General features: G+C 56.7%; 21 protein-coding genes. 4 read left to right on the top strand and 17 right to left on the bottom strand.

Annotation, left to right across the window (positions count from 1 at the left end):
* Positions 1-98 precede the first annotated feature (98 nt).
* Both G6N80_RS18185 and G6N80_RS18180 read left to right on the top strand, forming a co-directional pair.
* Positions 99-1,304, top strand: coding sequence for a bifunctional 2-C-methyl-D-erythritol 4-phosphate cytidylyltransferase/2-C-methyl-D-erythritol 2,4-cyclodiphosphate synthase (locus G6N80_RS18185; protein WP_165135869.1), 1,206 nt, complete (start codon positions 99-101; stop codon positions 1,302-1,304).
* Positions 1,301-1,798 (top strand): CinA family protein, encoded by a 498-nt coding sequence (locus tag G6N80_RS18180; protein WP_062554402.1) that lies wholly within the window; start codon positions 1,301-1,303, stop codon positions 1,796-1,798. Before G6N80_RS18185 ends, G6N80_RS18180 begins: the two co-directional genes overlap by 4 nt.
* Here the strand turns inward: G6N80_RS18180 and G6N80_RS18175 are convergent.
* From G6N80_RS18175 to G6N80_RS18110, 14 genes are all read right to left on the bottom strand, one after another.
* Complete coding sequence (locus G6N80_RS18175) at positions 1,771-2,235, bottom strand: type II toxin-antitoxin system RatA family toxin (protein ID WP_062554401.1); 465 nt, start codon at positions 2,233-2,235, stop codon at positions 1,771-1,773. The two genes, G6N80_RS18180 and G6N80_RS18175, sit on opposite strands and share 28 nt — an antisense overlap.
* A gap of 347 nt (positions 2,236-2,582) precedes the next feature.
* Positions 2,583-3,557, bottom strand: coding sequence for a lipoyl synthase (gene lipA / locus G6N80_RS18170; RefSeq protein ID WP_062554399.1), 975 nt, complete (start codon positions 3,555-3,557; stop codon positions 2,583-2,585).
* A gap of 28 nt (positions 3,558-3,585) precedes the next feature.
* On the bottom strand, positions 3,586-3,834 hold the full coding sequence (locus G6N80_RS18165; protein WP_165135866.1) for a GlsB/YeaQ/YmgE family stress response membrane protein: 249 nt from the start codon (positions 3,832-3,834) through the stop codon (positions 3,586-3,588).
* Between the two features lie 75 nt (positions 3,835-3,909).
* A complete protein-coding gene (gene lpdA / locus G6N80_RS18160) occupies positions 3,910-5,355 on the bottom strand; it encodes a dihydrolipoyl dehydrogenase (protein ID WP_062554397.1) in 1,446 nt (481 codons plus the stop codon).
* 87 nt (positions 5,356-5,442) lie between these two features.
* Positions 5,443-5,706, bottom strand: coding sequence for an HP1242/YdcH family protein (locus G6N80_RS18155; protein ID WP_062554396.1), 264 nt, complete (start codon positions 5,704-5,706; stop codon positions 5,443-5,445).
* A gap of 85 nt (positions 5,707-5,791) precedes the next feature.
* On the bottom strand, positions 5,792-6,430 hold the full coding sequence (locus tag G6N80_RS18150; RefSeq protein ID WP_062554395.1) for an SGNH/GDSL hydrolase family protein: 639 nt from the start codon (positions 6,428-6,430) through the stop codon (positions 5,792-5,794).
* A gap of 18 nt (positions 6,431-6,448) precedes the next feature.
* The gene (locus G6N80_RS18145) at positions 6,449-7,771 is read right to left on the bottom strand and encodes a pyruvate dehydrogenase complex dihydrolipoamide acetyltransferase (protein WP_062554394.1); all 1,323 of its coding nucleotides are present in this window, start codon (positions 7,769-7,771) and stop codon (positions 6,449-6,451) included.
* Between the two features lie 15 nt (positions 7,772-7,786).
* Positions 7,787-9,196 carry a pyruvate dehydrogenase complex E1 component subunit beta gene (locus tag G6N80_RS18140; protein WP_062554393.1) on the bottom strand — a complete coding sequence of 470 codons (1,410 nt, stop codon included), beginning with the start codon at positions 9,194-9,196 and terminating at the stop codon, positions 7,787-7,789.
* 15 nt (positions 9,197-9,211) lie between these two features.
* Positions 9,212-10,258 (bottom strand): pyruvate dehydrogenase (acetyl-transferring) E1 component subunit alpha, encoded by a 1,047-nt coding sequence (gene pdhA, locus G6N80_RS18135; protein ID WP_165135863.1) that lies wholly within the window; start codon positions 10,256-10,258, stop codon positions 9,212-9,214.
* A 145-nt stretch (positions 10,259-10,403) separates the two neighbouring features.
* Positions 10,404-10,721, bottom strand: a complete 318-nt coding sequence (locus tag G6N80_RS18130) for an FtsB family cell division protein (RefSeq protein WP_062554391.1) — start codon at positions 10,719-10,721, stop codon at positions 10,404-10,406.
* Between the two features lie 147 nt (positions 10,722-10,868).
* Entirely contained in the window at positions 10,869-12,143 is a 1,275-nt protein-coding gene (gene eno / locus G6N80_RS18125) for a phosphopyruvate hydratase (RefSeq protein ID WP_062554390.1), read from the bottom strand.
* A 110-nt stretch (positions 12,144-12,253) separates the two neighbouring features.
* Positions 12,254-13,105, bottom strand: a complete 852-nt coding sequence (kdsA, locus tag G6N80_RS18120) for a 3-deoxy-8-phosphooctulonate synthase (protein WP_165135860.1) — start codon at positions 13,103-13,105, stop codon at positions 12,254-12,256.
* Positions 13,106-13,290: 185 nt separating this feature from the next.
* Positions 13,291-13,857: a hypothetical protein gene (locus G6N80_RS18115; protein WP_165135857.1), complete on the bottom strand. Its 567-nt coding sequence runs from the start codon at positions 13,855-13,857 to the stop codon at positions 13,291-13,293.
* A 28-nt stretch (positions 13,858-13,885) separates the two neighbouring features.
* Positions 13,886-14,794, bottom strand: coding sequence for a VOC family protein (locus G6N80_RS18110; protein WP_165135852.1), 909 nt, complete (start codon positions 14,792-14,794; stop codon positions 13,886-13,888).
* A 98-nt stretch (positions 14,795-14,892) separates the two neighbouring features.
* Here G6N80_RS18110 and lexA point away from each other — a divergent pair, with 98 nt between their 5' ends.
* Positions 14,893-15,618 (top strand): transcriptional repressor LexA, encoded by a 726-nt coding sequence (gene lexA / locus G6N80_RS18105; protein ID WP_165135849.1) that lies wholly within the window; start codon positions 14,893-14,895, stop codon positions 15,616-15,618.
* On the opposite strand, the gene G6N80_RS18100 is transcribed toward lexA, so the two are convergent.
* Positions 15,612-17,903: a ComEC/Rec2 family competence protein gene (locus tag G6N80_RS18100; RefSeq protein ID WP_246251435.1), complete on the bottom strand. Its 2,292-nt coding sequence runs from the start codon at positions 17,901-17,903 to the stop codon at positions 15,612-15,614. The genes lexA and G6N80_RS18100 overlap by 7 nt on opposite strands.
* 511 nt (positions 17,904-18,414) lie before the next feature.
* On the opposite strand from G6N80_RS18100, the gene gltA reads away from it, so the two are divergent.
* Positions 18,415-19,704, top strand: coding sequence for a citrate synthase (gene gltA, locus G6N80_RS18095; RefSeq protein ID WP_062554384.1), 1,290 nt, complete (start codon positions 18,415-18,417; stop codon positions 19,702-19,704).
* 125 nt (positions 19,705-19,829) lie between these two features.
* On the opposite strand, the gene lpxB is transcribed toward gltA, so the two are convergent.
* Positions 19,830-21,020: a lipid-A-disaccharide synthase gene (gene lpxB / locus G6N80_RS18090; RefSeq protein ID WP_165135843.1), complete on the bottom strand. Its 1,191-nt coding sequence runs from the start codon at positions 21,018-21,020 to the stop codon at positions 19,830-19,832.
* The gene (locus tag G6N80_RS18085; RefSeq protein ID WP_165137167.1) at positions 21,017-21,895 is read right to left on the bottom strand and encodes an LpxI family protein; all 879 of its coding nucleotides are present in this window, start codon (positions 21,893-21,895) and stop codon (positions 21,017-21,019) included. The genes lpxB and G6N80_RS18085 overlap by 4 nt, the downstream gene beginning before the upstream one ends.
* Positions 21,896-21,902 lie beyond the last annotated feature (7 nt).

Genomic DNA, 21,902 nt, shown 5'->3' with positions numbered 1-21,902 from the left:
TTTATGGGCGCGAGGCTGGAAAACCGGGATTTGAAGCTGTAGTTCTGCGCTGTCAATCAGAGGATGAACTTAAAATCAATGTATGATGGGCGGCAAATATGAGGATTGGCGTTGTTATTGTGGCAGCAGGCCGTGGCGAGCGTGCCGGTGCACCTGAGCAAGGGCCCAAGCAGTACCGGCCCATCGGTGGGCTGCCCGTCATTCAGCACACGTTGAATGCATTTCTTACGTGGCAGCCAACTCATCAGGTCGTCTCGATTATTACCGTCATTCATCCAGATGATACTGACCTGTTCGCAACAGCAATTGATGACCTCAGCAATGCGAACCGCATACACTCGGTGATGGGCGGCGCGACACGTCAGATGTCCGTCTTGGCCGGCTTGAATGCATTGAAGGGATCAGGCGTCACACATGTCATGATTCACGACGCGGCCCGTCCCTTTGTCGAGCATCAGTTGCTCGATTCCATCGCAGACATTCTTGCAGAGGGCGCAGCCGGCGTTCTTCCCGCAATGGCGGTGACCGACACATTGAAGCGGGCAGATGCATCAGGCGTCGTTGAGGAGACGGTGCCCCGCGCAAACCTCTATGGCGCGCAAACGCCTCAAGGCTTTCGCTTCGAAGCGATTCTTGCCGCTCATGAGGCTGCTGCAACGAGTGGCAGGACAGATTTTACCGACGATGCTTCCATCGCAGAATGGGCGGGAATAGCCGTGAGGCTTTGCCCTGGCACATCAAGCAACGTGAAGCTAACCACCGCACAGGATATTGCCATGGCAGATGCCAAGCTCAAGACACAGGAACGATTCCCGGATGTTCGAACAGGGAATGGGTACGATGTCCATCAACTCGTGCCAGGCGATGGCGTAACACTGTGCGGCATCTTTATTCCGCATGACCAGAAACTCAGCGGTCATTCGGATGCAGACGTTGCATTGCATGCCTTGACGGACGCGCTTCTGGCAACGTGCGGCGCAGGTGACATCGGCGACCATTTCCCTCCGTCCGATCCGCAATGGAAAGGCGCTGCATCTCGGATTTTTCTGGCGCACGCAGCGGAGATTGTCCGTGGAAAAGGCGGCGTCATCACTAATGCCGACATCTCCTTGATTGCGGAAGCACCAAAAGTGGCTCCCCATCGCGACGCCATGCGCCAGAACCTGTCGGAAATATTGGCAATCTCGATCGATCGATGCTCTGTTAAGGCAACCACCAACGAGAAAATTGGCTTCATTGGCCGCAAGGAAGGAATCGCGGCAATCGCGACAGCGACCGTGGTTTACGGGATCGTTGGAGAATGAGCCAGTTTCCAACGGAGATTTTGACCCTTGCAACTAAGGTGATCGAGCTGAATGCTTGCCGCCGGACTAGGATCGCGACCGCCGAGAGCTGCACGGGCGGGCTTATCGGTGCCGCATTAACGGAAATCGCCGGTTCTTCTGCTGTTGTTGATCGGGGGTTCATCACCTACAGCAACGATGCAAAAATGGATATGCTGGGTGTTACAGCAGAGACCTTGCAGCAATTCGGCGCCGTTTCGCGCGAAACCGCCTTGCAGATGGCCAAGGGTGCACTCATCCGTTCCAATGCACATCTGTCCGTTGCCGTAACAGGAATCGCCGGACCGGGTGGGGCCACGCCGGGAAAGCCAGTTGGCTTGGTCCACCTCTGCGCCGTTCATGGGGACGGTCGCCTGATCCACAGGGAAATGCAGTACGGCGATATCGGACGAACAGAAGTGAGACTGGCGACGGTTACGACCGCACTTCAACTGCTTGCGGAATTATCGGCCTGATACACCTTGTCAGCACGCGCTTCGAACGCTTCAGCAAACATGCGGAATGCGCGATCAAACATGGAGCCCATAACAGCGCCGAGAATCCTGCTCTTGAACTCGTAGTCGATCAGGAAGTCTACGATGCAGCCCTCCGGCGATGCCCGGAAACGCCATTGATTGTCCAGATACTTGAACGGACCTTCGATGTATTTCACATCGATCACGAGGTCGGCTGGATTGAGTAGCACCTGGGTGGTGAAGGTTTCGCGGATCGCCTTATAGCCAACGGTCATATCAGCAATCAGCAATGTCTTACCATCGCGCTCCTTGCGCGAACGCACCGACAAGGCTTCGCAGAGTGGAAGAAACTGCGGATACTTCTCAACGTCTGCGACGAGCGCGAACATGTTCTCGGGAGAATGGCGTACGGGGCGATGGTTTTCAAACTTGGGCATGATGTTCAGCTAATATCGGAAAAGCGTCAAGACAAGTGACAGTTCGCCGCGATTAGTCGAACCACCACTGGATACTTCTAATTTAGCCATAATCGAAGTCGATCAAGCTACAAGAACTGCGGGCTTGGCGGAAACCTGCGCTTCCCCAGACCCTTCGAAATCGGCGTATGGCAGTATGGATGACACGCTCAGACTGATAAGACATCTCAAAAAAGCTGGCGACATCGCCGAAAAAATAGAAGCACCGATGTTGGCATACTTGATCAGGATGGCCTTGGATGAGGCGAAGACCATAAGATTCAGCGCCACACCACCACCCACATCGAGCAACTCAACCTAGGCGGGTCCTACTCCGCAGCAGCGAGGAGTTTCCGCGCACGAGCTTCCCGGAGACGCGCGAAGTCATCACCAGCGTGATGCGAAGAGCGCGTCAGGGGGCTGGAGGAAACCATCAGGAAGCCCTTGGAGTAGGCAACAGTCTCATAGGACTTGAATTCTTCCGGCGTGACAAACTTCTCGACCTTGTGATGCTTGCGCGTCGGCTGCAAATATTGGCCGATCGTCAGGAAATCGACATCTGCCGTACGCAGATCATCCATCAACTGCAAGACTTCGTTCCGCTCCTCGCCCAGCCCAACCATGATACCGGATTTGGTGAACATGGTCGGATCAAGCTCCTTCACGCGCTGTAAAAGGCGGATGGAGTGAAAATAGCGCGCACCAGGGCGTACCGTCAGATAGTTGCCCGGAACCGTTTCAAGGTTATGGTTGAAGACGTCCGGCTTGGCAGCCACAACACGTTCCAAAGCCCCCGGCTTCTTCAGGAAGTCAGGTGTCAGGATTTCGATCGTCGTCGAAGGGGAAGCCTCGCGGATGGCCCAGATGACCTTTTCAAAATGCTCGGCGCCACCATCATCCAGATCGTCACGATCCACAGAGGTGATCACCACGTGGCTGAGCCCCATCTGCTTGACGGCCTTGGCGACATTGGCAGGCTCTTCGAGGTCAAGAGCATTCGGCTTGCCGGTCGCCACGTTGCAGAAGGCACAGGCGCGCGTGCAGATCTCACCCATGATCATGAAGGTGGCATGCTTCTTGTCCCAGCACTCGCCGATATTGGGACAACCTGCCTCTTCGCACACAGTCACCAGTTTGTGGCTACGCACAAGCTCCCGCGTTTCCTGATAGCCCTTGGACGTGGGCGCCTTCACGCGGATCCATTCGGGCTTGCGCATGACCTCGGTATCCGGGCGATGCGCCTTCTCCGGATGGCGAACGCGCTTGGCATCATCACCGGACATGCGATCAAGAATAGTGACCATAGTAAAATTGCTTTCTAAACCAAAAAGGCTAGCGTCTCACGAGTTTTGCGACGAATAGCAGACCACAGGCGCCAAGGAAACCGCTTACGAGGCCACCCCAGACGCCGGGTTCAACCCAGATGCCTGCTCGTTCCAGGATCGCGGTGGCCAAAGCTGCCCCCACGACACCGATCACGATATTCATGAATACGCCGAAGCGCAGATCCATCAACATGCCCGCCAGCCAGCCGGCCAGACCGCCAATGATAATGGTTCCGAAGAAACCGAGACCTTCCATGAAGCGTCCTCCTTTGCGGACACGATATGGGCTTGGCCTCGCGCGGTTACAATGCCGCCCGAGGCCGATTTGGCATCAGGCATTCAGGACTTTGCCATAGGCGTCGAGAACGCTTTCCTTCATCATTTCCGAGAGTGTCGGATGCGGGAAAATCGTGTGCATCAGCTCTTCTTCGGTCGTCTCCAGGTTCATGGCGACAACGAAACCCTGGATGAGCTCGGTGACTTCCGCACCCACCATATGTGCGCCCAGAAGCTCACCCGTCTTCTTGTCGAAGATGGTCTTGATCATTCCCTGATCTTCACCGAGAGCGATGGCCTTTCCGTTTGCCGCAAAGGAGTAACGGCCAACACGAATATCGCGGCCTTGTTCCTTCGCTTTGGCCTCTGTGAGACCGACGGAAGCAACTTGCGGGTTACAGTAGGTGCAACCCGGAATCTTGGCCTTGTCCATTGGGTGAACGCCCGGAACACCGGCGATCTTTTCGATGCAGATGACACCTTCATGCTCGGCCTTGTGAGCCAGCATCGGAGGACCGGCCACATCGCCGATTGCGTAGAGGCCCGGAATGTTCGTCTTGCCGTAGCCATCAATCACGATACAGCCACGATCGGTTTTCACGCCCAGCGCTTCGAGGCCGAGATTCTCGATATTGCCCTGCACGCCGACCGCAGAGATCAGGCGATCTGCAGTGATCTGTTGAACTTTGCCATCCTTGGTCTCGACATGAGCCGTAATGGAATTGGCACCCTTATCGACCTTGGAGACCTTGGCTTCCGTGATGATCTTGAGACCGCGCTTCTCGAGCTGCTTGCGCGCGAATGTAGAAATCTCGGCATCTTCGACCGGCATGATGTTTGCCATCAGCTCGACGACGGTGACGTCCACGCCCATGGAACGATAGAAAGATGCAAACTCGATACCGATGGCGCCGGAGCCCATGACAACGATCGACTTCGGCATGAAATCAGGCTTCATGGCTTCGAAATAGGTCCAGATCAATTTGCCGTCCGGCTCGATACCCGGCAGTGCGCGAGGACGTGCACCCGTAGCGACGATAATATGCTTCGCGGTGTACGTACCTTCACCCAACACACCCTTGGGAACCGGATTCTGCGGCTGAACGGCGGGCTTGGACGGCGCACCGACGACAATTTCGCCCGGCTTGGTGAGCTTCGCTTCACCCCAGATCACATCGATCTTGTTCTTCTTCATCAGGAACGCGACGCCGCCGTTCAGACGGGCGGAAACGCCACGCGAACGTGCAACCACATCCTTGACATCGGCCGTCATGGTGCCGTTGAGCGTCAAACCATAGGACTTTGCATGATTGGCGTGATCGAGGATTTCAGCAGATCTCAGCAACGCCTTCGTCGGAATGCAGCCCCAGTTCAGGCAGATACCACCCAGGTGCTCGCGCTCGACGATCGCCGTCTTCAAACCGAGTTGGGCAGATCGAATGGCCGTTACATAGCCGCCGGGGCCGGAGCCGATAATGATCACGTCATAGGATTGAGCCATGGGTGCTTCCACTCCTTCAGAACCTAATTCCCGCAAGCTTCTGGCTTGCCTTGTTGTTCTCTCGGGAGTGGAAGCGTTAGGCCCGGATCAGGCCTCTTCTGAGGCCAGCGGCTCCGCCCGCGTCAACATCCCGCTTATTTCATCCTTCAGGGTCATCCGGCGCTTCCGCAGATCCGCCATGTGGAAATCATCGCAGGGCTCGATGTTTGTCTCACCCAAATGAATTCGATGATTGACCTCGTCGTATTCCTTCGAAATCCGGTGAAAATGGCCGTCTGTTTCTCGCAGGTGGCGCATCTTGCCCAGATGCTCCGGAAATTCTTCTGCAAGCTGATGTGGCGTATGTGTCATGACTACCTCCGTCTGATGACTTCGGTACCCATGCTACCTTCTGCGGATTCCTACTCCTTGACCCTGATCAAACTTCTCAAGGACCTCACAGCCCAAGCATCACACGCACGACCGGCTCGATACCTCGACCGATAGCACGCGTATTCTCGGCATCCAGATGGATACCATCCAGCGGCGTCGTAACAGCAACAGAGCCCGCGTCGAAGAAACCGCAGCCTGTCTCATCCGCCAGGTCTCGATACAAAGTCGCCAGCATCGCCGACTCATCGAGCGAGCCACGAAACATGGCCGCAAAATGGGCATTCGCTGTCTCGCAGGTCTTCGGCGGCGAAACCAACAGAATATCCGGGGCGTCATAATCGAAGCCCCAGACATGATGGCGAACGAGATCAACGAGACGCTTCATACCGCTGGCCGCCAGATTGGCAGAGCCCGCGATGCCTCGCTTCATGTCGTTTGTGCCGAGCATGATCACCACGAGATCGACCGGTTTGTGCGTTTCGAGAAGGCTCGGGAGCAGCTTCGCCCCGTTTCTCTCGCAGTCGGCCAAATGATCATCATAGGCGGTGGTCCGGCCATTCAAGCCTTCAGCAATGACCCGGACACCATGTCCAAGCGATTTCTGCAATACGCTTGTCCAACGATCCTCATAGGCATGACGACCCAGGTTTACCGGGTCGTATCCCCATGTCAGGCTATCGCCAAATGCGAGAACGGATTTCATACCGCCGCCTTTCTGGTCTTAAACCAGCATGCCCATTGGGTTCTCGATGTAACGCTTGAACGCACCGATCAACTCGGCACCCAGTGCTCCATCGACCGCACGGTGGTCGGTTGAAAGCGTCACGGTCATGACGTTTGCAACCTTCATCTCGCCCTTTTTAACGACGACACGCTCTTCACCCGCACCAACCGCCAAAATGGTCGCATGTGGTGGGTTGACGACAGCGGCGAAGTTCTTCACGCCCATCATGCCCATATTGGAAACCGCGGTCGTACCACCCTGATATTCCTCGGGCTTCAGCTTCCGCTCCTTGGCGCGCTTGCCATAGTCCTTCATCTCGTTCGAGATCGCGGACAGGCTCTTGGTTTCAGCCTTACGAATGATCGGCGTGATCAAACCACCCGGAATGGAAACGGCAACGCCAACATCCGAATGCTTGTGCTTGACCATGGCGCTATCCGTCCAGGAGACGTTGGCATCCGGCACATCACGCAGAGCCAGTGCAAGCGCCTTGATCACCATGTCGTTGACCGAGAGCTTGTAGACCGGCTTGCCATCCTTCTCAGGTGCGGCAGCATTGAGCTGTGCACGCAGAGCGAGGAGAGCATCGAGTTCGCAATCCACGGAGACGTAGAAATGTGGGATCGTCTGCTTCGACTCCTGAAGGCGCTTGGCAATCGTCTTGCGCATGCCGTCATGCGGCACGAGTTCGTAAGAGCCCTGTTCGAACAGCTTGAGCACGGCTTCTTCCGATGTGCCCTTGGACGGAGCAGGCGCTGCGGCAGGTGCAGGAGCTGCAGCTGGTGCAGCCTTGGCAGAACCGCCGGCAACAGCCTTTTCGACATCCGACTTCACGACGCGGCCCTTCGGACCCGATCCGGAAACCTTGGCAAGATCGAGACCAGCTTCCTTGGCCAGACGTCGTGCAAGCGGGGAAGAGAATACCCGATCGCCGGAAGACGCAGGAGCCGATGCGGCCTCAGCCTTTGGCGCCGGGGCGGCAGCAGGTGCCGCCTCTGCCTTCGGAGCAGGCGCAGCTTCCGCCTTGGCAGCTGGAGCAGCAGAAGCGCTACCAGATGCAGCGGCGGAAACATCCTCACCTTCCTCAGCAAGGATTGCGATCAGGGCATTGACCTTCACGCCTTCCGTGCCAGCAGGTACGACGATCTTGGCGACCACGCCCTCATCGACGGCTTCCACTTCCATGGTCGCCTTGTCGGTTTCGATCTCCGCGATGACATCGCCAGACTTGATCTTGTCGCCTTCCTTCACAAGCCACTTGGCGAGGTTGCCCTCTTCCATGGTGGGAGAGAGGGCAGGCATCGTGATATTGATCGGCATGAGCCTACCCTCCTCTTACTTGTAGCAAACAGCTTTGACGGCCTGAACCACTTCGCCGACGTTCGGCAGAGCGAGCTTTTCGAGGTTGGCCGCGTAAGGCATCGGCACGTCCTTGCCAGCAATCGTCAGGACCGGAGCATCGAGGTAATCGAAAGCTTCGCGCTGAACCGAGTTGGCAATGAAGTCACCGACGGACGACTGCGGGAAGCCTTCCTCGATCGTGACAAGACGACCGGTCTTCTTGACGGATTCGATGACGGTCGGCAGGTCCATCGGACGAATTGTCCGCAGATCGATCAATTCGACATCGATACCAGCCTTCTCCAGTTCAGCAACAGCCTTGACCGCATAGGTCATACCAATGCCCCAGGAAACCAGCGTCACATCCTTGCCCTTGCGATGAATGCGCGCCTTGCCGATCGGCAGGACGAAATCATCCAGCTTCGGCACGTCGAAAGACTGGCCGTACAGGATTTCGTTTTCCAGGAAGATCACCGGATTCGGGTCACGAATCGCGGCCTTCAGAAGACCCTTCGCATCAGCAGCCGTATAGGGAACGACGACCTTGAGGCCCGGAATGTGGCTATACCAAGCGGCATAATCCTGGCTGTGCTGGGCGGCGACGCGGGCAGCAGCACCGTTGGGGCCGCGGAACACCATCGGCGCACCCATCTGGCCACCGGACATATAGAGCGTCTTCGCAGCGGAGTTGATGATCTGGTCAATCGCCTGCATGGCGAAATTGAAGGTCATGAACTCAACGATCGGCTTCAGACCAGCCATTGCCGCACCAACGCCAACGCCAGCAAAGCCATGCTCGGTGATCGGAGTATCAATAACGCGGTTTGCGCCGAACTCCTGAAGCAGACCCTGGGTGACCTTATAGGCACCCTGATATTCGGCAACCTCTTCGCCCATGACGAATACGTCGGGATCCCGGCGCATTTCTTCTGCCATGGCATCGCGGAGAGCTTCGCGAACGGTGGTCGACACCATTTCCGTCCCAGCTGGGATATCGGGATCAGCGGCGACATCAACCTTCGGCTGGGCAGGAACCTTGCTGTCAGCAGCAGCGGTAGGCTCATCCGCACTTTCGCGCGCTTTGCCACCCGATGCATCAGAGGTTGCAGCAGGCGTATCGGCGTCAGCCTTCGGCGCAGCAGCCACGGCATCGGCACTTTCGCCGTCTTGCAGAAGAACCGCGATTGGCGTGTTGACTTTCACGTTTTCGGTACCGGCAGCAATCAGCAACTTGCCGATGACGCCCTCGTCGACAGCTTCAACTTCCATGGTCGCCTTGTCGGTCTCGATCTCGGCAATCACATCACCCGAGGTGACCTTGTCACCTTCGTTCTTGAGCCACTTCGACAGAGTGCCTTCTTCCATGGTCGGAGAGAGGGCGGGCATAAGGATATTGATAGGCATGGGTTCCCTCCCCGATTAGAGCAGAATGTCGGTGTAGAGCTCGGATACATCCGGCTCCGGATCGCTCTGTGCGAAATCGGCGCTGTCTGCGACGATATCACGGACGTCCTTGTCGATCGCCTTCAGCTCATCTTCGGTCGCCCAGCCCTTTTCGAGCAGGCGCGCGCGTACCTGCTCGATCGGATCGTGCTCGGAGCGCATCTTCTGGACTTCGTCCTTCGAACGATACTTCGCCGGGTCCGACATCGAGTGGCCGCGGTAGCGGTATGTCAGCATTTCGAGGATGATTGGGCCCTTGCCAGAGCGGCAATGTTCCATCGCCTCGTCGGCCGCAGCCTTGACGGCGCGAACATCCATGCCATCGACCTGATAACCGGGAATGCCGAAGGACGCACCACGCTGGGAGAAGTCCGTCTGCGCGGAAGCGCGCGCGACCGAGGTGCCCATGGCGTAGCGGTTGTTCTCGATCACGTAGATGACCGGCAGCTTCCACAGGTTGGCCATGTTGAAGCTTTCATAGACCTGACCCTGGTTGGCAGCGCCATCACCGAAATAGGCGATCGAAACGTTGTCATTGCCGCGATACTTGTTGGCAAAGCCAAGACCTGTACCGAGCGAGACCTGCGCACCGACGATGCCGTGGCCACCATAGAAATGCTTTTCCTTGGAGAACATGTGCATGGAGCCGCCCTTCCCCTTGGAATAGCCGCCCCGACGCCCCGTCAACTCTGCCATGACACCGCGGGCCGTCATGCCAGTCGCCAGCATGTGACCATGATCGCGGTAACCGGTGATGACCTGGTCACCTTCCTTCATCGCCATCTGCATGCCGATGACGACAGCTTCCTGGCCGATGTAAAGGTGACAGAAACCGCCGATGAAGCCCATGCCATAAAGCTGGCCGGCCTTTTCCTCAAAGCGGCGGATGAGCAGCATCTCGCGATAGGCGCTCAGCTCGTCATTCTTGTTGAATTCGGCAATGGTTCCGCCGTTGAAGTCTTTCTTTGCAGGCTTCGCAGCCGCCTTACGGACGGGTGCGGACGCGGATTGCTTCGGCGCCATTCATAACCTCCCTGCGCGTTTGTTTGGTTGCGCGTACCATAGGGAAGAATTCACGCCTCAGCAATGCCATAAATGCATGGCTCACATGATAATCAACTATCTGGAATCACTAAGAAAAAGTTGATTTAACCAATTTTAGGTTAATTCAGAAATAGCTGCGAAAAACGGTGATCTCGTCTTTGCGAGAAACATTGAGCTGGTATCGCGCAATTTCGTCCAGCATGTCTTTTTCCAGCGAACCGTCGCTCAACAGGCGAACCTGCCGTTCCAAAGCCTCCCGCTTTGCTACCAGCTTTTCAAGCGCAACAGCTCTCTCCACCCGAGTACGCTCGAATTTCTCCGTGGCGATCAGTCCAAGATCACCATGAATGGAATGATAACTGAAATAGGAGACGAAGGCGATGGTAATAGCGGGAAGGACCAAACGCCCCAGTTTTCGCTCTTTATGATGCTTGGTCCACATATCGATTTCCTGACACGCATTACGGTCTGCAGATTGCCAGAGTTTGCTTAATCAATCGTTGACCATGAATGTCAGCGGGACGCGGACAACAAAAAAGGCGGCAACCGCAATGGGTTGCCGCCTCGAAATCGTGACCGGAAGACCGAATTATGCGCGCAGGATCGAACGACCTGCGTAGGCCGCCTGCGGGCCCAGCATTTCTTCGATACGAATCAGCTGGTTGTACTTAGCAATACGGTCGGAACGTGAGAGCGAACCCGTCTTGATCTGTCCGCAGTTGGTCGCAACGGCGAGATCGGCAATCGTCGAATCCTCGGTTTCGCCAGAGCGGTGTGACATGACGGCAGTGTAGCCAGCCTTATGCGCCGTTTCCACAGCATCCAGAGTCTCGGTGAGTGAGCCGATCTGGTTGACCTTCACGAGGATTGAATTGGCAACGCCCATCTTGATGCCGTCGCGCAGACGCGACGAGTTGGTGACGAACAGATCGTCTCCTACAAGCTGAACCTTGCTGCCGATCTTGTCGGTCAGGTATTTCCAGCCGTTCCAGTCGTCTTCCGCCATGCCGTCTTCAATGGAAATGATCGGATACTTGGCGGCAAGCTCGGCCAGATAATCAGCCATAGCCTCCGGCTCGAGCGTGCGACCCTCGCCTTCCATGACGTATTTTCCGTCCTTGAAGAATTCAGTAGAAGCGCAGTCGAGTGCCAGCTGCATATCGTCGCCCGGACGATAGCCAGCCTTTTCGATCGACCTCATGATGAAATCGAGCGCTTCTGGTGCACTCTTGAGGCCGGGCGCGAAACCACCTTCGTCACCGACGTTGGTGTTGTGGCCCTGTGCCGACAGTTCCTTCTTGAGAACGTGGAAGACTTCGGAGCCCATGCGTACGGCGTCGCGGATGTTTTCCGCACCGACCGGCATGATCATGAATTCCTGGAAATCGATCGGATTGTCGGCATGCGCACCGCCGTTGATGATGTTCATCATTGGAACCGGCAGCAGGCGGGCGTTCGGGCCACCCACATAACGGAAGAGCGGCAGGCCAGAGGCTTCTGCAGCGGCCTTTGCAACGGCAAGCGAAACACCGAGGATAGCATTCGCACCGAGGCGAGACTTGTTCGGGGTGCCGTCGAGCTCACGCATCAGGTTATCGATGAGGATCTGGTTTTCAGCGTCGTGACCGCCAACCGCATCAAAAATCTCGCCGTTGACGGCTTCGACAGCCTTCTCGACACCCTTGCCGAGGTAACGCTTGCCACCGTCGCGAAGCTCGACCGCTTCATGTGCACCCGTGGATGCGCCGGAGGGAACAGCCGCACGGCCCATGCTGCCGTCTTCGAGGTGGACATCAACTTCAACGGTCGGGTTGCCACGGCTGTCGAGAATTTCGCGCGCGATAATGTCCGTAATAGCTGTCATAAGCTCATCCTGTGCTGTGCGGTGAAAGTATGTGCCTGTCTTACCCAACAAGGCAGAAAATACAATGGCACGCGTATGACAGCTCGATATTCAAGCTGCCATGGGCGCCACTAAGCGGAACGCTTGGCAACGGCATCGAAGGCCATCAATGTTTCCAGCAGACGCGGAAGGTCCTGAAGCTTGACCATGTTTGGTCCGTCAGAAGGTGCATTGTCGGGATCCTGATGGCTTTCGATGAAGACGCCGGCGACACCGACAGCCACAGCGGCGCGCGCCAGTGTCTCGACGAATTCGCGCTGGCCGCCAGTGGAGCCACCCTGCCCGCCCGGCTGCTGAACGGAGTGGGTTGCATCGAAGATGACCGGTGAGCCCATGGCAGCCATGATGGGCAATGAACGCATGTCGGATACAAGCGTGTTATAGCCAAACGAAGCGCCTCGTTCGCACAGCATGACGTTCGGATTACCGCTCTCCGTGAACTTGGCCTGCACGTTCTTCATATCCCAAGGGGCCAGGAACTGCCCTTTCTTCACATTGATCGCGCGACCTGTCTTGGCCGCAGCAACGAGAAGATCCGTTTGCCTACAAAGGAACGCAGGAATCTGCAGAACATCAACGACCGGCGCGACCTCTGCACACTGCTCTTCGGTATGGATATCGGTCAGGACCGGAAAGCCAAACTTCTTCTTGAGGTCACTGAAGACCTCAAGCGCCTTCTCCAGGCCGATACCCCGCTTGCCGGAAAGGGACGTCCGATTGGCCTTGTCGAAGGAGCTCTTGTAGACGAGCCCGATACCCAGCTTGTCAGTGATCTCCTTGATCGAACCTGCCATCATGAAGGCGTGGTCGCGGCTTTCCATCTGGCACGGCCCGCAAATGAGCGAGAGAGGCTTTGCATTGGAAAACTCGACGCGGGATTTGCCTTCGCCTACGGCAACCACGGAATTCGCGACAACACTCATAAGCTTATCCTTCCCGGCGTCAGCCGCTTGCTCGGCTTGAGGCGTCGGCAAATTGCTGAAAGCTTCAGGCCTTTTCGATTCGGGCATCGTATAGTCCGGATATCACCCAAGAATGGCACCGATGCGCTCGCGCGGTGCATAACAGTCGAGCGTGTAACTGTCACCAGTGGAAATGGATGCCACTCTCACCTCGTTCGATCGAGCAGCAAATGGTGCGTATAGGTCTCGATAACGAAGCTGAAGGGCATCGAATCCGGCTTGTGCAGGACCGCGTGATGTCGAAGAACGAAGTACGGCATGGGTTCTGGTGGACACCAGAGGATTTCGCTCTGCAATGTTCTCCGGGTAAACTGCAAAGCCTGCACAACCCGGCCAAACGGCACATTTGTTTGAGCCAAACACTCTTTCATCTGGATGGTCAGCGCGTCTGGCCGATACCAGTTGTGAGCCTCGGAAAGAACAAGTCCATCGCGCATCAGCTGAACCTTGCGATACTCGATTTCCTCGCCATCACTTAGACCGAGAGCGGTGTAAACTGATTTGGAGGGTAACACTGCATTGGCGCTCACCCGTTTCGCTTGGGTCTTGGTACGTCGTTGGAAGCCTCGCAACTCGCACCAGACATCAAGCGCCTGTGTCGCGCTGTCGTATCCTAGGAGATGCTGATCAAGCTCTTCAACCCGGAGAAGCGATGCACCCTTCGCAGCCACGGTCGTTGATATCGGGAGCGTCTTGACTTGCGCAGGGTTCATTTCACTAAGGCCTCGCCAATCGTGCACATCAGGCCTGAACAAATTCCACAATGCATCCCTGTCCTTGCGCCGGCGCGATGATCAGGCGCTCGCCGCTGCTCTGATGCGGAATTGATGCTTCCTGTAGCACAGAGCGGGTTTCTGCAATGTTCCTGACGCGGAACCGAATGCCGATCCCGCGGAGACCTGTGGGATACCTTGGAGTGTGGTCTAATTCGGGGGCAATTTCCATCGCGACCTCGACGTCACAATTGCCCAGCGGGAACACATACTTGTGATCCTTTTCCTGCACGTGAACGCCAAGCATCGTTGCCAGATTTTCAATTCCCCTTGACCCCTCTGTGGCGAGGAAGAGAGCGCCAAGTCCGAGCGCACCATTTCTATGCTCTACGGACGGCCCCGCAGTTGGTAATGCCGCATTCACTCGTTGGCACGTGAAAGCGAAGAAGCTCGAGGAATCGAGATCGGCAAAGGCCAGTCGAAAGCTGGCAACCGAAGCGCTACCGTTCTCATCAACGACCGTACGCGAAAAGTCCAGGCGATTCCCGGCGCTGATCCCGGATTGCCGGAAGCGTTCATCATCCGTCACCGCATCCGTCGAACGCAAAACAAAAGCAGAAAAACCTTCACGAGCTCCGGCTTGCCGAAACGTACGATCTTTTTCGACGAAGCAGTTTCCTGCAGTAATGCTCTGGCCTGCGAGAGCCTCATCTTGAACGGCAAGTGGCTCAAGATAGGTTCCGTCGCTGAAAAAGACACAGGCATTGGACGTGCCGAAAGGATGGAACGCGTCCGGCGCCACGGTAAAGCCAAGCTCCTGCCAACGCTTGCGCGCGCCAACCAGCGATTCGACCGGCAAGACCAGATGATCGATGTTCGGAGTAGTCAAAAAAGAAGCTCCTGTCGGTAACACGGCCTGCAACCCACCATTATCCATGTGTTTCTGCAAGCTATATTTGCCGTGAACCTCTTGCGGAACACATATGGAACAGATAGTGTCTGTTCTGGATTTGTTTCCCAACAGGATGACGACGCATGTTGACACGTAAACAGCAGGAACTGCTTCTTTTCATTCATGCACGGATGAAGGAGTCGGGCGTGCCGCCGTCATTTGACGAGATGAAAGATGCTCTGGATCTCGCCTCCAAGTCGGGAATTCACCGCTTGATCACTGCTCTTGAAGAAAGAGGCTTTATCCGTCGGCTGCCCAACCGCGCCCGGGCGCTGGAGGTTATCAAGCTGCCCGAGCCCTTCGGTGCAACGCCTGCGACACCCAAACGCGGCTTTTCGCCAAGCGTCATCGAGGGATCGCTTGGCAAAGTGCAGCCGCCTTCACCTGCTCCGGTGCAGTCAAAACCCGCAGAAGAGGATAGCCAGTCCGCATCGGTTCCTGTCATGGGGCGCATCGCCGCTGGCGTGCCGATCTCTGCGATTCAGAACAATACCCATGCCATCAGCGTTCCATTGGAAATGCTTGGGCCGGGAGAACACTACGCGCTCGAGGTCAAGGGTGATTCGATGATCGAGGCAGGGATCCTGGACGGCGACACCGTAATCATTCGAAACGGCGCGACAGCCAGCCCCGGCGATATCGTGGTAGCACTTGTGGACGACGAGGAAGCGACGTTGAAGCGTTTCCGCCGCAAAGGCGCATCGATTGCGCTCGAAGCTGCGAACCCCGCTTACGAAACGCGCATCTTCCCGCCAGACCGTGTCAAGGTACAGGGCAAGCTGGTGGGCCTCATTCGGCGCTATCACTGAACCCGAAGTCGACGGATAGGATCGTCGTCCAACTGCTGGAATGTGTTGGTTCGCCAGTCGTAAAGACGGTGCAACTGCCAAGGTCTTTCGTTGCCCTGAAGCGCAGACTCCAGCATCCAGGAACCTGGATGAGGCTGACCGTTAAACCAAATTTCAATGGAGCCTGTCTGCTTCAGTTTTGAACCCGTCAGGAGCAACGCACCAGAGCGGCATTGTGTAAAGGGCGAGCCGGATACGACGACGATGTCAGACTTGTCGCACGCATATCCTGTGAGGCGTGTGTCACTCACGATCGTAACTCTGGCACCTGATGGACTGCGTCCGATGCAAATCAGATTTTTGACGCAAGAGAAGCGCGGCATTTGAAGCGGCGGCAACTGGTCTATTGCCAATGCTCTGTCGATGAGCGCGATCTCTTTGCTCGTCAATGCATGACGCGGTGTCTTCCCTGAAACCGTTCCTGTTACTGGCCCGTTTGATTCTGGTGCCGCCTCGCGCTTACCCACATCTACCCTCGTCACGGCTGGCATCACAAGTTCCTCAAGGCCCAGCGCGTTCTTCCATTGTTTGAATACGAACTCGGATGGTCTTTCGGTCGTGACGGATGCCGACGTCCCACTCAAGAGCGCCACCATTCTTCCATCCTCTGCAATTACGAGATCAGGCCTGGACGGCTCCATCAGTCCGTTGACACACACGGAAGCCACAAGAATGACGAGGCCAAACCATCGCAGTCGTGTCCGCAAGAGCGAGAAGATGATGAGACCGGCGGTGGCAACAGGCAAGAGCCAGCTTGCGGCACGCCCCGTTTCTATATTTCCGCCCCAGGAGGCCACCTCCAGGGCCACCGCGATTACCAGCTTCAAGCCAAGAGACATGATCATGAAGAACGGTTGATCGAGCCCGAAGGGCATCAGAAGCATGCCGATGAGTCCCGAAGGCATGACAATGAGGGAGATGATGGGCATGGTCGCAAGATTGGCAGCGAGGCCATAGGCAGTCAGCTGATTGAAATGCGCAATGGAAAAGACCGCAGTTGCCAATCCTCCGATCAGGGATGTCATCAACGTCCCGCCCAGAACCCGAGAGACGCCGGACAAAAGGCTACGAAATGAAATGCCGGAAACGAGCGCCTGATCGGACTCATGAGCGCGATCAGCCCAGATGCGATAGCAGGCAAGCAGAGCAGCAGTCGCAGCAAACGACATCTGGAAACTGGCGCCCATGACACTGGATGGGTGAAGAACGATGATCACCAACGCCGCCAGGGCGATGTTGTGCATACTCAACGAAGGGCGGTTGAAGAGGATGGCAATCAGAAGAATCGCCATCATGATGTATGCTCGTTCAGCTGATACGCCGAAACCGGAGATGCAATAATAGGCCGTCACCATCAGAAGCGCACCGAATGCGCTGACTTTTTTGACAGGTAAACGCGCTGAAACGCCCGGCAGCATAACGAGCACGGTTCGTAGGCCGACAAAAAAGATTCCCGCAGCGAGCGCCATGTTCAGGCCGGATATGGCGACGATATGGGCTAGCCCAGATGATCTGAGAGCCTCCACGACCGTTGGCGAAATCGCTCGTCGCTCATCCGTTACGATGGCAGCCGCAAATGCCCCCTCATCGCCGGGATTAAGTTGCCGAATACGATCGCCAACATAGCTGCGCAATGCGAAGGCAAACTGCACGGCCTGTTGCCAAACCCCTATTGCTTCCCGAGCACCCAGTATCTCGGGGCTGCCGTAGAAAAAGCCCGTTGCACCAATGCCGTCGAAATAGGCCGGAAAGCTGAAATCGCTCAAACCGGGAAGCGCCGGCCCTGACGGCGGCGTCAATCGCGCGCGCCCCCGCACGACAGCGCCGGTCTGCAAAGGGTCTGTCTTGCCGCGCACGATCAGCGCCACACGTTCAGGGGCGCGCTTCAGCTTCGGTCCAGAGGTCTCCAGGATGTTGAGGACGTAGCGCCAACGCTGGTCGCCGACAGCTTCGCGACGCTCGACAACTCCGGTCACAGTCGTCGTGACCGGGCTATCGAGAATGATTGTCGCAAGCCGGTCGGATTCGAATCTGGCGAGCAGCATCCCCCCTGCCAGAAGACCGGGAATGGCAGCAGCAAGTGACAGCTTTTGATAGCCCGCTCGCCCCAACAGACATGCCGCAGCAAGAAGGAGGCAGGCTGACCAGAGTTGGACCAAAGGAGGTTCAAACGGAAGTGCAAACCAGATTGCCGCACCGGTGCCCAGAGCGACGGGCAGAAAAAGGAAAACGTGTCCAAAAGACACCTCTTCGGCCCATATACGCTGGTACCACGGTTTCTTGCTTTCAACAGCAGGCGGCGGCTTATAGCGGTCATTCGATGACGGACGCGTTGGGAGTTGTGGCGAGGCGGTCTTCTCCCGAGATGCATCGGCCAAGTGCACCCAGACTTGAGTCGCCTCTCTAGGGCGGCGAAAACGTAAGAATGCACGCCCAACAAGTGCCCGATCCACTATATGCTGCCTTGAAAATCGCTTGCTAAGTTAAATATGAAGGGCAGACTGCATGTGGTGAACGAGCGCGTCAATCGGCGTCAAACCAAACTTGTTGGCTAAATCTGTATTGGATCGATTTAATTCAACATATTCGCGGGACACCCTCTTTACTGTCTCGACATGAGGTCGTTAAGCCCTACTTTCGCGGTGCACAAAACATCATGTCGAGCGCTTGGCAGGGGCTGCGAGATCATATAGCTAATTGCACAGCTTCAGTTTTTCCTGGCGCGTCCTGCGCCGTTCCGCCCATCGGAGGATCAGTATGACGGACACAAATGCACATCTTGGACTAGGCGATAAGAAGGTTGACCTTCCGGTGCGCAAGGGCACGATCGGGCCGGACGTTCTGGACATTGGCGCGCTCTACAAGAACACCGGCACCTTCACCTACGATCCCGGCTTTACGTCGACTGCATCCTGCGAATCCAAGATCACCTTCATCGATGGCGATGAAGGCGTACTTCTGCATCGCGGCTACCCGATCGAACAACTCGCAGAGCATGGCGACTTCCTGGAAACCTGCTACCTGCTGCTCTACGGCGAACTGCCAACAGCTGCTCAGAAGAAGGATTTCGACCACCGTGTAACCCATCACACGATGGTGCATGAGCAGATGAGCCGTTTCTTCACCGGCTTCCGCCGTGACGCTCACCCAATGGCCGTCATGGTCGGCACTGTTGGCGCCCTTTCCGCCTTTTATCACGACTCGACGGATATCACGGACCCGCATCAGCGTATGGTTGCATCTCTGCGCATGATCGCAAAGATGCCGACGATTGCTGCAATGGCCTATAAGTACCACATCGGCCAGCCCTTCGTGTATCCGCAAAACAATCTCGATTATGCCTCGAACTTCCTGCGTATGTGCTTTGCCGTACCGTGCGAGGAATACAAGGTTAACCCTGTCCTCGCCCGCGCCATGGACCGGATTTTCATCCTTCATGCTGATCACGAGCAGAACGCTTCGACCTCGACGGTTCGCCTCGCCGGTTCGTCTGGTGCTAACCCGTTCGCCTGTATCGCTGCTGGCATTGCCTGCCTCTGGGGTCCTGCACACGGTGGCGCGAACGAGGCAGCGCTCAACATGCTTCAGGAAATCGGCACTCCGGACCGTATTCCCGAATTCATCGCTCGCGCGAAGGACAAGAACGATCCGTTCCGCCTGATGGGCTTTGGACACCGCGTGTACAAGAACTACGATCCGCGCGCCAAGATCATGCAGAAGACCACGCATGAAGTGCTGGCGGAACTTGGCCATTCGGACGATCCGCTGCTGCAGGTCGCGATGGAACTGGAAAAGATCGCATTGACGGACGAGTACTTCATCGAGAAGAAGCTCTACCCGAACATCGACTTCTATTCCGGCATCACGCTGAAGGCCATGGGCTTTCCCACCACCATGTTTACGGTGCTCTTCGCACTGGCCCGTACAGTGGGCTGGATCGCTCAGTGGGCGGAAATGATCGAAGATCCGCAGCAGCGCATCGGTCGTCCGCGCCAGCTCTACACCGGCGCGCCGAAGCGCGACTACCTGCCGCTGTCCAAGCGCTGAACGGCGCATCTGACATGAGAAAAAGCCCGCCATTCGATCGAATGGCGGGCTTTTTTGTCATTGGAGCTTCTGATCTGAGGAACAAACGATGTGAAATTCCCGCGGAACTTCGACCCGGCACAAGGTCAAACAGGAAGCTTGTTTTGCTTTGCGAGCAGATCCAGTACAACTCTGGCTCCGGCGAGACCCGGAGGAGTGTCGGTCGCAAGCTTCGCCCAGACTTCGTCGAACCCGCTCTGCATTGCCCGCAATTGGGGCGTGTCGCGCGACAGCACCTCCGCCCAGCGCGCAAAGTAGCCAGGGCGTAAAAGATCATTCAGGTGTTCCGGAATGACAGGTTTGTCCGCGATGAGATTAGGCAAGGCGGCTGACCACACCTTGATCCGTGACAGAAACAGCTGCATCAACAGATCCGTCTTGTACATGGAAACGGTTGGGACACCGCACAGTGCAAGCTCCAGCGTCACGGTCCCAGAGGCGGCAAGAGCCATATCCGCCTTGGCAAAAGCGTCCCATTTCTCCTGCGGAGTCCGCGTGACCGTTGGCTTAACGCTCCAGCCCGCAAGCAGCGATTCGACGAGAGCATGTTGACGCGAAACCGTTGGAAGAAGAAAGGTCGCCGACGGATTACGACTACGGATGAGGTCGGCCGTGTCCTTGAGAATTGGCATCAGGCCCTTGATCTCGGTCGACCGCGACCCCGGCAAAAGCAGAACACAGGGACCGGAGCCGTGACCAGTGACTTGATTTTCTGCCAAAATCTGGCGCTGCTCACGCACGCGCTTCACGTTCGGATCAGCGGTCAATCGATGGCCGATAAACGTTGTCTTCGGTCCACCCAGGCGAACCATCTCCTGTGGTTCAAAGGGCAGGACAGCCAGCACATGATCGACATACCCCAGCATCGCCTTGGCACGGTACTCTTTCCAGGCCCACACGCTTGGACAGACATAATTCACGATGGGCAAGCCCGGCAGTTTCGCGCGGACATGTTTGGCGACACGATGGGTGAAGTCTGGACTATCGACAATGACCAGCAGGTCAGGCCTGGCTTCAGCAATTCTGTCGGCAGTCTGCCGTATGCGGCGCAGAAGCTGCGGCAACCGCTTCAGAACCTGCGTTATTCCCATGATGGAAAGTTCAGAATAGTCAAAGAAGGACCGGAGCCCTTGTGCCTCCAGCGCATCCCCGCCAACCCCCACGAGTTCGATCGTGCCGCCGTGTTCTGCACGCAGATAATGCATGAGATCGGCAGCGAGGAGATCCCCAGACACTTCACCCGCAACCACCGCGACCTTGAGTTCTCTTCCGTTCACGGCAGTCCCAACCCATCCAATCCCAGATCAACGCCAGCGATGAAAAGACCATGTTGCTCAGCAAGTTCCCCAGCCGCAGCCCGCTCGACAATCAGCGAGCGCCCTGCCTCAACGGCAACCCCTGCCAGACCCGCGGCCGAGAGTGCTGCAATCGTCGACGGACCAATCGTTGGAAGATCTGCACGCAGATCCTGCTGAGGCTTGCAGAGTTTTACAAGCACACCCTTCTTCCGTTGGGATATGCGTCCTGATCGACGCAGGTCAGCGACACGGGAAAGCATTGAGTCCGTGCCCTCTGCACCCTCCAGGGCGATGATACGGCCACCAACGCAAACAGCCCCCTGCCCGATATCCAGCCGACCGAGAGCGCTTGCTGCATCTACTCCGGCCTTGATGTCTATCCGATCCTGATCCGTCAAAGCTGGACCATGTAGCAACCCGGTTTGCGCAAGAAGATCAGGGGCAATTTCATGGACGCCGCAAACACGGCAACCCATGCCCTCAAAGATGCCGATGACCATCCGCAGGACAGCGTCATCTCCGCCGTTGATCAGCGTCCTCACAATCGAAGGCAAGCGAAAAACCACCCGCAACGTCGGGTGAATACTGCCCCAATCTGGCCTCTTGTGAACACCGCCAGACATGACAACGCGGCCGATCCCTTCGCGCCGGACGATCTGCTCAATCAGGCGCGCATCGCCAATGCCTGCAATTTGAGTGGAGAAGCCCGAAAAGTCAGCATCCGCTTCGTTGCTGAGCGCGATGATATAGGGATCATCCTGCGCTCGGCGCGCTGCCTCGGCCACATACAGAGGGAGGAAACCACGCCCTGCTATGATGGCGAGCCTACCTTTTTGGCCTCCACCACCGACCATAGACACC

It is taken from the genome of Rhizobium rhizoryzae (assembly GCF_011046895.1).
Taxonomy (GTDB): Bacteria; Pseudomonadota; Alphaproteobacteria; order Rhizobiales; family Rhizobiaceae; genus Neorhizobium; species Neorhizobium rhizoryzae.
The sequence above is the reverse complement of the archived record's forward strand: the minus strand, read 5'-3'. Positions and strand labels throughout refer to the sequence as shown.